This is a genomic window from Acinetobacter sp. WCHAc060025, from assembly GCF_004209355.1.
Classification (GTDB): Bacteria; Pseudomonadota; Gammaproteobacteria; order Pseudomonadales; family Moraxellaceae; genus Acinetobacter; species Acinetobacter wuhouensis.
The window spans coordinates 1-11,930 of the sequence record NZ_SGSX01000037.1 but is presented as its reverse complement, the minus strand read 5'-3'; the positions used below and the strand labels follow the sequence as shown (position 1 = coordinate 11,930).

Genomic DNA, 11,930 nt, shown 5'->3' with positions numbered 1-11,930 from the left:
CCATCGAGGTGAAACCGGCTGTGAGCGCGGGTTCAAGCATATAGCCCGACAGGCGCGTATCCTTGCCGATCACGACACGATGGCGGTGGTCACCGCGACGAAAGACACGGCCAGCCGCCATGCCGACGCGCAAGGCGGTTTCCGCCGTCATCGCGCCTTCGTTGGCTTTGCCACGAATACCGTCTGTGCCGAAATATTTGCGCACCATAAGGTCGATTATCCTGTCGTCGGGTCGCCCTCAAAGGGGACATGCCTGCTGAACCGCGAATATAGAGAAATATCCCGAATGTGCAGTTAACGAATTCTTGCGGTTTCTTTCAGCGCCGCCAATACCGCCAGCCCGTCGCGCAAGGGGCGCGGCTCGTGTGTGCGGATGAAGTCAGCTCCACCTGCGGCGGCGGCAAGCTCTGCAGCGAGTGTCGCGGCCCCGACATCCCCCGGACCACGGCCTGTGAGCGCGCGCAGAAAGGATTTGCGCGAAACAGACAGAAGCACCGGCAAATCGAAGCGCAGCCGCAATTCATCGAACCGCGCCAGCACCGAGAGCGAGGTTTCGGGAGCAGCCCCCAGAAAAAACCCCATGCCGGGATCAAGGACAAGGCGGTTGCGTTTGATACCGGCACCCGTCAGCGCCGCGATGCGCGCGTCAAAGAACGCCGCAATGTGATCCATGATGTCGCCAGCGGGTGCCTCGCGCCGATCTGCCTGCCCGTCTTGCACCGAATGCATAACGACGAGTTTGGCAGATGATTTCGCCAATTGCGGATAGAACGCAGCGTCTGGAAAACCGCGAATATCATTGAGATAGGCCACACCACGCGACAAGGCATAGGCTTGCGTCGCGGGTTGATAACTGTCGAGCGAGACGGGAATGCCATCTGCCTTGAGCGCGTCCAGCACCGGCGCGATACGCGCGATTTCTGTGTCGGACGAAACAGGCGCGGCGTCGGGATTGCTGGATGCCGGACCGAGGTCGATCACATCTGCCCCCTCGGCCATCAGCTTACGCGCCTGCGCAATGGCTGCGTCTGGCGCCAGATACCGGCCTCCATCGGAGAAACTGTCCGAGGTTATGTTGACGATGCCGAAAATGATGAGCGATTTATTCATGGGGGCTTCTATAATAATAATAATCGAGCATGAGTCTCATACGGATGCTCGGGTCGAAAGGGAATCCCCAGGCGAGTAACCTGTTTGCGGTGATCTGAACCGTACCGGGTTTGTCGGAGACTTTTTTATTTAAGTTAGGCCACCTGACCTAACGGATTAATTTTATCATAGTACATTGCTTCAAAATCAAAAGGTGGCACATAACCTAGTGCACTATGTACACGCTCTTTATTGAACCAATCTACCCAATTTAATGTCGCAAGTTGTACATCCGCTAAACCTTGCCAATCTGCTTTTAAATATTCAATCACCTCTGTTTTGTATAAGCCATTCACTGTTTCAGCCAAAGCATTATCGTATGAATCACCGGTCGTACCGACTGATGCTCGTAAATTTGCTGCTTCTAAACGATTGGTATAACGAATGGAAAGATATTGCACACCTCTGTCACTATGATGAATCACGTTCTTTGGCATGCCTCGATCATGCAATGCTTGCTCCAGTGCATCGAGCACCATGTCTGTATTCATCCGTGTTGATACTTTCCATCCAACAATTGCTCGCGAGAACACATCAATAATAAAGGCGGTATAGACCCAGCCTGAATTTGTTTGAATATACGTAAAGTCAGCGACCCACAGCTGGTCAGGGTGATCAGCACTAAAATTGCGTTTCACCAAGTCATCTGCTCGTTTTTGATCATCTCGGCTATGGGTAGTTTGTTTATTCTTACCTCGCCAAACACCTTGTATACCTAGCTTTTGCATCAATCGAGCAACTGTACAGCGTGCAATAATATAGCCTTCACGTTTCAGTTTTTGCCAAACTTTACGTACACCATATCGACCTGAACTTTCCTTCCAAATTCGTTTAATTTGTTCAGCATGATGCAAGTCATGTAGATCTCGCTTTGCTCGATGTTCTGGGTTTTCGCAGAGATCTAGAGTCCGGTAATAGGTTGAGGGTGCGATCGGTAAAATTCTACAAATCGCCTCGACTCCGTACAGCTCTTTATTATTATGGATAAAATCCACCATTATTTGTGTGGGCGGTCGAGTTCCGCCTGGGCGAAAAAAGCGGCTGCTTTACGTAGAATCTCATTGGCGCGTTGCAGTTCTTTATTTTCGCGTTCGAGTTGTTTGATACGTTCTTGGTCTGAAAGCTGCTGTACTTTAACTGGATTTAGTTTATCTAAATATTTTTGATACCAAACACGTAGTGTTTCAGGAGTACAACCTATCTTGGGAGCAATAGCGGTGATCGCAGCCCAATTCGATGGATAATCTTTTTCAGATTCAATCAATAATTGAACCGCTCTTTCTCTGATTTCAGGGGCATATTTTAATTTTGTCATCGGGATAGTCTCTCAGAATATTGACTCTCCGACAAACCCGGTACGGTTCAGCAAATAAGCAACCTTCTAATGCAACAGCGAAGTGTAGAGATGGGACTTGGTCTTTTAGCTTGAATAGGAGAGGTACTTGTTCTGGCCATGGTGGAGTAGCTAACTGGCTTTAGAACTTAGAATACTTCTGATTTAAAGCTTATCATGCAATATGCTTAAAACTTAAAAACCAATAAAAACAGGAATTTTAAGTTCCTATTTTTCATGTTAGAACCCATTTAAAGTGTCTATATTCTCACCAATTAAAATGTCTATATCCTCATCTATAAACTTGTAAAAATTAAAAATTAATATTATCGTATTACTATCAAAAACAAAAATGGATTACATATGCTTCCAATGTTAGCTTCACAACTTCAACAGGAAACAGGTTGGCGAGTTACTAGCTGTGAAATTCTATTAGATCAATCTCATACAAATACTGATGAATCTTTTGGCAATATAGAAATAACATCAAAACATGGTATTACCTTATTTTTCGGGTTCACTTCATCTACCAATAAAAAAATAGAAATGGATGAAATCCGTATTTTCAATGCAGAAAATATTGAAGTTTGTATTGATGAAAATGATGCAAATAATGTTTTCGCTGCTGCTTATGATATTGTCGATCAAACAAATTGGCGAAAAATTGCAATAAATGCAAAATATGAAAAGCAGAGTAGAAAAGTTAAAAGTATAAGTTTTAATCGGGAAAGTGAGGCTGATCTTTTACACTTTGTAGAAAATCAAAAAGATTTTTCAAACTGGGTAAAAAGCAAAATTTTAGAAGAAGTAAGTAAATCTCATGGATGAAAAAAGGCTTACTTTCATGGGCTTTTTGATTATCGATTTAACATAAAATCTCTTATACGAAATTTGCATGTTAGAACCTATTCAAAGTCCGTATTTAATAGCTTCTCTTAGCGGATTTACTCATTTTCAAGCACTTGTAAGTAAAGCTCATCCGCTTTTTGAGCAATGGCTTTGCCATTCTCACGCATTTCTAATTCTTTAGCTACATAGGCTTGAATCGGTATGTTGTAATAGCCACCACCATAGTAGTCTTTAATGAGTTTCAAAGGCACTTCCACACCATATTCATCAAAAAGATTACGTCTGTAATTATATTCATGGATCGTATCCGCATAGGTCGGCAATCGGGGTAGATAGGTCAAGTGTGGTGTAGCAATTTCCATCTGCATCCATGTTTTCTGCTTCTTAGACCTGTACTTTAAAAAACGCTGTGCAAAATGGATAATCTGCCCTGCTTGGGAACGGCTTGCTTTGAAAACAGACCATGTTTCAACCATCAGGAATAGATTTTTAATGTCGGCTCGGTTCTTCTCTGCTAGAGAACTATTTTTTTGACTAGCCAATTTATTAATAGAATCAGTAAATTTAGTTTTAATTTTTTCAATACTTTGCTTTGTATATCGCCAAGTCCACGTATAAGCCCTTACTCTGTCTTTGTAGTCTTTTTCATCACCCAAGATGAGCTGTTTATAAGTCTTATGCGTATCTCTAAAAAGCTCCATAGTCACCAGGGCAGTAGGTTTGACAGCAATTGGATTTTTTAAGACAAATTGTTTTGGCTCATTATCTTTGAAGTAGTCTGCAATCAAGGTCTTTTCTGCTGAGATCGAATCAAGATCCCACTTAAAGCCTTTGTACTTCTCTTTAAGAGTCTGAATCTTCAAACGCTCCGACTCTTTGGCAAGTTTATTAATCTCAATACCGTTGAAAGTATTGAAATCTCTACTTGTAGGCGTAGTGAATAAGCAATACAGAAACCATTTATTTTCATTAAAGACATCTCTTTGCACGATCATCGTGCAAATAGGATGACCCTTTTCTAGGCGGTAAGAACGCTGTCTTGGTGAAATACCCAACTCATAACGCTCTGTCATCTTATCCAAAACGGATTCAATGGATTTCTTAGAACTGTCGTACTCAAAGCTGAAATAAAAATATGCGCCATTGGCAACATGGTCAGCGAGCCGTTGCATTGTAAATTTTGTGTGTGGACTAAAAATTATCATCCAAAATATTTCCAATCATTGTTATCAAGGGTTAATTCACAAAATACGCTGTTTTTTGATCAAAAACTAGCATTGTAATCGAGTAAAAGGATTTTTGGTTTTTAGCTGTTTTTTGCTTTTTCCATAGCGAAGCTATGGTGAACTTGCGAAGCAAGTTTTAAGGACTTCTAGACGGTGTTTGTAAGAGGGTAATAAGTAGTTCCATGCGAACGCACCTAGACAGCATATTTTTTGTGCATTATGATTTTCTCATCAGTTGTGAAGTGTGTCTGACCAACGCACCTAAAAGACCTAACCGTTTTTTAGTGTGCCGTTAGGCACACTAAAAATTTTGATTTTCAACAGCTCACAGTGGAAAGGTTGACAGCCTGAAAACTGCTTGACGAAGCGGACTGCTGCGGAAACGTAGCTCGGTACGCTTTGATGAGGGCTGATGAGGGGTGGCTTTTGCCTACCCTCAAATTCTACTCAATCCACTTCATTGTTGGTTCTTGAAGTTGGGCGACAAGGAAACGGAATCACCGAAAGGTGGCGAATGGGTTAAACCCCATTCTAGGCTGAAAGGGCTGAAATCCTGCTTTTGAAGAAATAGTGAGTGAAATCCATAGATGGAGAGTAGCGTTAATAACTACCGTTCTTCGCTGAATCTTTATGGTTTGGCGAGGTGCGTGGCACACACGATGGCTTCTGCGGTATTCGAGAGGGTACAGGCGATCAAGGTGAAAGCTGGCGAGAGTGGCACTTTTGGGTCAGGTGGTGAATTTGTCGTGATGACATTCCATTTTGGCTCGAAAGGTCGATGTATAGCTTAAACGTGTTAAAGGTGGGGAGAGATCCTCATCGACTGTGCTAAGTAAGTGTTCTACCCATGATGATATTTTTTAAGCTGCGGAATCGGTATTTTGGAACTGCGTACCGAAAAGCAAGGAAAAAGCTTAGAAACTTAGTGGATGAACGTACTGCTTGTTAAGACTTCAATTGATAACTTGGGACGCACTTTTATGTCATTAGGTTTTGTCACCTAAGTTTTTGAATAACTAAATTTTTAGTTATCGACATAGATGTGTTGGAGCGATCTTTAGTAGCGCATATAAGGCAGATTTTTGCCGAAGTTGTACTGTAATAATTCTGAATAAGTTGTTGTTTTTATTTGTAAAATAGATAGTAATCTATAATTACAGGTAAAATTGATAATCAATAAGAATTTTCTTTTGAGTTGTTTTATCAAAAGTTGGTTAAAAAACCATAGCTACCGTTGTCAGAAATGACTTGTTAAGGGAATCGTGGTTTTGCGAAAGAGTGATGTTGAGGCTATAGGGGACTGTAGTTGAGTGTGTTACTTCCTGCATGGTCATAGTGCTTGAAGGCTGTGGATTTAAAGCCACAGGAGAGTCAAAAAGGTTAAATGGGGATTGGTCTCCCCTGCTGTTCGAGTTGGTCGCTCGAACTAAACTAAACTTCTGAAGACATAGTTTTTCGAGGTTGTTATCCACCATAGGATAAATATTTTCTGATTTTATGAATAAAATTAGCGTTTTAAAGTTTGGTGTTGGTTGGTTGGCAATCGGCACTTCGACAAAATTTTACGGTGCATACGTTATAAGCATTTTTTAGACCCCCTCGGATATTCTTGCCAACAGAATATCGAAACGAGGTGGGTTGTCTAAATGCTCACCATTTGCGTTTTAAGGCACTTTAAACTAAAACCTATAGGTAGAATAGGAATGACCAATAAAACGCCAAATACAGCAAACCATGCGCTATAAATCCACATCTCTTGGTGTATCTTGCTCTCGATCTGTCATAAAATCTTCTAACCCTGTTGGGTCATCATGGTTTTTAAAGAACTCCTCCCAAGTTACTTCACAAAAGACACCATCTTCATTGGCTCTAAACCATCGTGGTTTGTTGAAGTTCTTCATCGAGAGAGAAACCAAATCTTCATCTTTTTTATCTTTGCTCATCTCAGATCCTCTTTAGCGAGTGTCTACGAGCGACACAACGAAAATTTGCGCCTAGACTCCCTGAAAAACTGCTTTTTAAAATATTTGCTTCAACAAATTGAAAGTAGATCACATGCTGATCTTTGCACCTAGACCGAGCGAAGCGAGCATAAAAAACTTATGAGCGAAGCGAATTCCGAGTTGCTTTTGCCTTTTCTTAAAGTAACAAGAATATTAACTAAAAATTGCCCCACGAATCGAGCGAAAGCGAGATTCAATAGAGTTTGAGCGTAGCGAAAACCAAGGGCAATTTTTCATTTATTTTTTCATTTACTAATTTTAAAAGCTTTATTAAAAGCTTTTAATAGCTTTTAAAAAGCTTTTAAAAAGCTTTACGGCCAGTCTCAATGTATTGCTATATCAGTGTTTCAGACACTAAAGTGGGGGCGAAATGTTAGGTTTTTGACTTTAAGTGGGGGCGAAATGTTAGGTTTTTGACTTTAAGTGGGGGCGAAATGTTAGGTTAGTGGGGGCGAAATGTTAGGTTAGTGGGGGCGAAATGTTAGGTTAGTGGGGGCGAAATGTTAGGTGGTAATCAAGATATGCTTGACTTAATAAGTGGGGGTAAGTAGCATTGAAAATACCACCACATAATAGAAGAATAGTGATTTTAGATGGCTGTATCATTAAAGAAAATTAAAAATTTTGAGGAACATGACAAATCTCTTTTTCCTCTTTCAGCACCTGCCAAACGTTATCCAAAAGACTATGCTGTCTTTCAAAATATTTTCTGGCAATTGAAGCATGAGAAATCACCAAAAGACGATATTCTAAAATTGCTATTCTTTTTTAGCCCTAAAGTTCGGCTAGCATCAGATCCCAATGAAACAACAGAATTCACTGTAACAGCTAAAGAATATGCTGAATTGACGGGCTTAAAGCCAAGCAGTGCTTATGTAGCCTTAAACCGAGTAGTAGATGCTCTCTACGACCACAGTGTAGTTTTTTATCATCCTGGAAAAGATCGAGATATTCGAACAAGACTCATTAGTACATGCTCATACAAGGATGGATGTTTTTATATTTCTTTCACGCATTTTGCCCTATACATTATGTATGTTTTTAATAAACAAAATTCGTATACAAAATTTAAAGTTAAATCGGCTGTTGCCTTACATGGTCACGGTTTAAAACTTTACCCATTCTTGGTACAAAATGAATTTCGGTCTAATTTCGATGTATCCATCAAAGAATTAAAAAGTGCTTTAGGTCTGGCAGAAAATTCATACCCAGAATATAGAGATTTCAAAAGTACTATTCTTAAACCCCACATTGATGACATTAACTCTAAAACAGAACTTACTATTGAGTTTAAAGCAGTCAAGAAAGAAGGACGCAAAGCTAGTCATGTTAATTTTATAGTTAGAAAAAAGAAAACTATTGGAGCTAATCAACAAAGTGAAACTGGTAGTAACCAAGAGCAAAATAAAATAACTGCAAAAATGGTTTATTTAACGATAATTCAAAGTGAAGAATTGAGCTTGAGATTCAAAGAATCTGGTGAGACTACAGACGAATTAGTAGAAAGAATAAAAATTGATTTTAAAAATAACGAAGGTAATAGATGGATTGAAAAACTAGCAGAATTCAATATCGACTTTACTATTGAACAAAAAGTTTGAAAAATTGCTGCTATACCTAGAAAAGTACGATTTAATTCAAAATAAGATATATGTTCAGCTAAGATGTTCAGATGAACATGCTTAAACACGCGCTGAGGGATTACATTGAACAAAACAAAATTTAGCATAATGGACGCAAGTAAAGCTTTTAAAAAATCAAGAACAACAATCTATGAATCTATAAAAAGTGGTGAATTATCAAGAGATCATGATGGACTTATAGACTTATCGGAACTTATCAGAGTTTATGGCAATCCAGTCAGTGTTCAGTCCAGTACACGTACTGAACAAGTCCAGAAGGATGTACAGGTACACGTTCAGTCTGAAATTGAAAATGTATTAAAAGATCAAATTTCTTTACTCAAAAATCAGTTAGATTTAGCAAATCAAAGAGAAAAGTCTTTGATGCAACATATTGAAGATCTCACTCATAGAATTGAGTTTAAAGGCACGTTAGAACAGCCAAAACAAGAAAATACTAGTAAGCTAAATGAATCTACTAATCTAAATATAGCAACAGATCCTCGGCCAGAGATTGAGTCGAACTATGACGCATTGACTACTTTTGGGGAAGACAACAAGCGTATACCTATTCCTGAACACGTTGAACCGGAACCTAAAAAAAGGGGATTATTGGGCCGTTTAGCTCGGGCAGTTTTTACAGATGAGTAAGGTTTTATTGTTATTTTTAGCTAAACAAAAGTGTGGAACATTGCTTACTTATTAAGCGTGGAACGTGAAAAGTCATAAAAAAAGCCCAATCGGGTGTGATTGGGCTTTTCAATACGAAATAAACTATTGAATTAAAACAAATAATTTAGAGCATTTCGTATAACGTGTATTATGTTAATTTTAGAGAATCTTAAAAAATACTTTTATGAAAAATAAAATTGAAGATTTAAAATCAACAATTCAAGAACTAATAGAATTGTTTGAAGAACAGAATTTAGAACATTGGGCAGAAATGTATAAAAGAATACTGTTCTATATTGATGATGATCTAGAATACGCAAAATATAAAATACAAAGTACCATTGGAGGAATGGGATCAATGGATGATATCGTTTTATATCGCAATGGTGATCCACTTATCAAAGAAAACAATCGTTTGGATTACTTAAGAAGTAAATTATATGTTTTTTGCGAAAGCTAAATTATTCTTAATATCGCTAATTTAACATAATGGCGATTATACGAATCTAAAAATGGGAGTCTTTAGCTCCCATTTTTATTGTTAAACATTGAATCCTATATGTTTTCCTGTTGGAAGCTCTACATCAATACGGAGCTTCCCGCCCATTGCCTCAACATACTTTTTCATGGTTGAAATCTTAAGATCATTGCCACGATTTTCTATTGCTGAAAGCGATGGCTGTTTTATTCCCAAAGTTTCAGCAAGTTCCTTTTGAGAGATTTCAAGTTCTTCACGAATAAGATGAAGCTGATTTTCTAGCAGTAATTCATCTGCCATTTTTTGAATACGGGCTTGGCTCTCTGGAGAGCGGCTAGCTAACAATTCTTGCAGAGTCTTAGCCATTAGATTTATCTCCTAGGGTGGTGAGATGAAGTTGGTATTGTTCATCTGCAATATCCAGCATGTCTTTATAAAAACGCTTTTTACTGCCTTTATCAGCAATACATAGAACAATAGCCTGTCGTAAAGGATCAAATGCGAAGAAAGCTCTCAGTGGTTTACCTCGATGTTGAACACGAAGCTCTTTCATGTTGGTAAATTTAGAGTCATAGACAGTATCTACTAAAGGGCGGCCTAAACTTGGTCCTTGCTGCTGTAGAACAACTAGGGCAGCCAGAACCTTCTCTTGTGTTGATTCGTCTTGCTGTTCAAGCCATTCATTAAATAGATCTGTCGTAATGACTATCCACATACCACAACCAAAATATAGATTATAGTCTATATTTTAGGAGCATTATGCTTGTTTTGCAAATGAGAAATGATAGGCAATAAAAAACCCCAGCATCCTGCCGGGGTTTTTCATATTGGGGTCGTTTGCGGGAAGGGGCGGAATCCTACGCTAAGGCTTTGGCCAGCGATATTCTCCGGTGAGATTGATGTGTTCCCAGGGGATAGGAGAAGTCGCTTGATATCTAGTATGACGTCTGTCGCACCTGCTTGATCGCGGCCGCGATAGCTAGATCGCGTTGCTCCTCTTCTCCATCCGCGTTCCAAGCTGCGGAAAGGCACCCATAAGCGTACGCCTGGTCGAGCAGGCGACGCGGATCGACGTCCAGCGCACGAGAGAATGCGTCCGCCATCTGTGCAATGCGTCTAGGATCGAGACAAAGGTCGTCTCTGTCAGCCGGATCGTAGAACATATTGGCGGCGCCAAAGCCCACTTCACCGACCAGACCGACGGGATCTATCACCAGCCAGCCGCGACTGGAGAACATGATGTTTTCATGATGCAGATCGCCATGTAGCCCACGCAGTTCCGAGGCATTGCTCATCATTTGATCGGCTATAATCGCCGCGTGGACGTAGTCAGTTTGACAACCTGCGTTTTGATCATCGCGCGCCCGCTGAAACAAAGCTGCAAAGCGATCCCGGATCGGGAGAAGGGCAGAAGGCAGGGGTTCCTCAGATGCGGCATACAGCTTCGCCATTAGTTCCGCTGCAATTTCGGTCGCCTGGTAGTCGCCGTGCTCGGCAACGATGTGAGAGAGCATTCGCTCCCCGGCATATTCGAGCAACATCAGATTGTTCTCACGACCGAGCAACCGGACTGCTCCCCTCCCATTGCGCCATACCAGATAGTCGGCCCCGCGCAGTTCATCAGCAATGTCTTCTATAGGTTTCAATCCCTTGACGATTGCAGGAGTCCCGTCTGGCAATGAAACTTTCCAAACGAGGCTGGAAAAGGTGTCCGCAATGAGAACAGGTTGCGAAACGTGCCAATGAGCAGGAAAAACAGGCGGCATGAACATCAACCCCAAGTCAGAGGGTCCAATCGCAGATAGAAGGCAAGGCGTTCGCGGTCGGGGGCTTCGATCCCCAATACATTGAATAGGACAGCGAAGGCGCGCTCTGCTTCATCTGGCGCTGCCCAGTTCTCTTCGGCGTTAGCAATCATGAGTGCCAAATCGGCATAGCGATCTGCTGTTCCGAGCCGCCCAAGGTCGATCAGACCCGTGCATTGAAGAGTTTTAGGGTCCACCATGAAGTTCGGCATGCAGGGATCACCATGGCAAACAACCATATCGGTGCGCTCTTGGTCGAGCCGCACCGGTAGCTCTCGTTCGACACGAGCCAAAAGATCGAGCTGCGGCGTACTCTTGTCCTCGTCCGGTAAGAAGTCGGGATTGACGGCATTGCGGGACACCACATCAACGGCGCGTCCGAACATTCGCGACAGCCTGCGCTCAAACGGACATTGATCAACCGATAGGCTGTGAACAGCGCCAAGTTGCTGCCCCATTGACGGCCACGCTTTGAGCAAATCCGCTCCAGACAGATCAGCCGCCGGTACTCCCGGAATTGCCGTTATCACCAAGCATGCACCCTCCTGTTCCTCCTGCCAGTTGATGACCTCGGGGCAAGCCACACCTCGACCTTTGAGCCAAATGAGGCGGTCACGCTCTCCAGCGAGCTCACCGCGGCGGGAAGCAGGTGCGATTTTCGCGAAGGCATGCCCGTCACCACGTCGAAAAACAAAATCACCAGATTCTCCGCCTCTGACAGGCAACCAGTCAGAATGCGATTCACCAAAAAAAATATTAGTTCGATTCAATGGAGGTTCCTTCAGTTTTCTGA

The 11,930-nt window shown here is 41.8% G+C and carries 13 protein-coding genes, 1 pseudogene and 1 other annotated feature; of the genes and pseudogenes, 5 read left to right on the top strand and 9 right to left on the bottom strand.

Annotated elements, in window-relative coordinates; all coding sequences use genetic code 11:
* The 3 genes and pseudogenes from glmM to EXE09_RS18070 form a co-directional block, all read right to left on the bottom strand.
* Positions 1–208: pseudogene (glmM, locus tag EXE09_RS18080) on the bottom strand (phosphoglucosamine mutase); the annotation flags it as partial.
* A gap of 86 nt (positions 209–294) precedes the next feature.
* Positions 295–1,110: a sulfonamide-resistant dihydropteroate synthase Sul2 gene (gene sul2, locus EXE09_RS18075; protein ID WP_001043260.1), complete on the bottom strand. Its 816-nt coding sequence runs from the start codon at positions 1,108–1,110 to the stop codon at positions 295–297.
* 134 nt (positions 1,111–1,244) lie between these two features.
* Positions 1,245–2,464 (bottom strand): IS3 family transposase gene (locus EXE09_RS18070; protein WP_100249712.1). Its coding sequence is split into 2 segments (ribosomal slippage): positions 1,245–2,188 and positions 2,188–2,464, totalling 1,221 coding nucleotides; the frame shifts between segments, so codons are not numbered across the junction.
* Positions 2,073–2,189 (bottom strand) — a sequence feature (AL1L pseudoknot). It overlaps the preceding gene by 117 nt.
* A gap of 20 nt (positions 2,465–2,484) precedes the next feature.
* Here EXE09_RS18070 and EXE09_RS18065 point away from each other — a divergent pair.
* On the top strand, positions 2,485–2,628 hold the full coding sequence (locus EXE09_RS18065; protein WP_171527277.1) for a DUF3761 domain-containing protein: 144 nt from the start codon (positions 2,485–2,487) through the stop codon (positions 2,626–2,628).
* A gap of 217 nt (positions 2,629–2,845) precedes the next feature.
* Entirely contained in the window at positions 2,846–3,310 is a 465-nt protein-coding gene (locus EXE09_RS18060) for a hypothetical protein (RefSeq protein ID WP_004968108.1), read from the top strand.
* 116 nt (positions 3,311–3,426) lie between these two features.
* Here EXE09_RS18060 and EXE09_RS18055 read toward each other — a convergent pair whose 3' ends face one another.
* Positions 3,427–4,503 carry a hypothetical protein gene (locus EXE09_RS18055; protein WP_225531288.1) on the bottom strand — a complete coding sequence of 359 codons (1,077 nt, stop codon included), beginning with the start codon at positions 4,501–4,503 and terminating at the stop codon, positions 3,427–3,429.
* A 1,793-nt stretch (positions 4,504–6,296) separates the two neighbouring features.
* On the bottom strand, positions 6,297–6,500 hold the full coding sequence (locus EXE09_RS18050; RefSeq protein WP_004968112.1) for a hypothetical protein: 204 nt from the start codon (positions 6,498–6,500) through the stop codon (positions 6,297–6,299).
* A gap of 653 nt (positions 6,501–7,153) precedes the next feature.
* Here EXE09_RS18050 and EXE09_RS18045 point away from each other — a divergent pair.
* From EXE09_RS18045 to EXE09_RS18035, 3 genes are all read left to right on the top strand, one after another.
* Positions 7,154–8,161 (top strand): replication initiation protein, encoded by a 1,008-nt coding sequence (locus EXE09_RS18045; RefSeq protein ID WP_004967300.1) that lies wholly within the window; start codon positions 7,154–7,156, stop codon positions 8,159–8,161.
* 105 nt (positions 8,162–8,266) lie between these two features.
* Positions 8,267–8,833, top strand: a complete 567-nt coding sequence (locus tag EXE09_RS18040) for a plasmid replication DNA-binding protein (RefSeq protein ID WP_225531289.1) — start codon at positions 8,267–8,269, stop codon at positions 8,831–8,833.
* Positions 8,834–9,038: 205 nt separating this feature from the next.
* Positions 9,039–9,314 (top strand): DUF6966 domain-containing protein, encoded by a 276-nt coding sequence (locus tag EXE09_RS18035; protein ID WP_004967304.1) that lies wholly within the window; start codon positions 9,039–9,041, stop codon positions 9,312–9,314.
* A gap of 81 nt (positions 9,315–9,395) precedes the next feature.
* On the opposite strand, the gene EXE09_RS18030 is transcribed toward EXE09_RS18035, so the two are convergent.
* The 4 genes from EXE09_RS18030 to aph(3'')-Ib all read right to left on the bottom strand — a co-directional run bounded on the left by EXE09_RS18030 (position 9,396) and on the right by aph(3'')-Ib (position 11,907).
* On the bottom strand, positions 9,396–9,698 hold the full coding sequence (locus EXE09_RS18030; protein ID WP_001140620.1) for a helix-turn-helix domain-containing protein: 303 nt from the start codon (positions 9,696–9,698) through the stop codon (positions 9,396–9,398).
* Entirely contained in the window at positions 9,691–10,047 is a 357-nt protein-coding gene (locus EXE09_RS18025; protein ID WP_004967307.1) for a type II toxin-antitoxin system RelE/ParE family toxin, read from the bottom strand. The genes EXE09_RS18030 and EXE09_RS18025 overlap by 8 nt, the downstream gene beginning before the upstream one ends.
* Before the next feature lie 220 nt (positions 10,048–10,267).
* Positions 10,268–11,104: an aminoglycoside O-phosphotransferase APH(6)-Id gene (locus tag EXE09_RS18015; protein WP_000480968.1), complete on the bottom strand. Its 837-nt coding sequence runs from the start codon at positions 11,102–11,104 to the stop codon at positions 10,268–10,270.
* Positions 11,104–11,907, bottom strand: coding sequence for an aminoglycoside O-phosphotransferase APH(3'')-Ib (aph(3'')-Ib, locus tag EXE09_RS18010; protein WP_001082319.1), 804 nt, complete (start codon positions 11,905–11,907; stop codon positions 11,104–11,106). The genes EXE09_RS18015 and aph(3'')-Ib overlap by 1 nt, the downstream gene beginning before the upstream one ends.
* Between the last annotated feature and the right edge of the window lie 23 nt (positions 11,908–11,930).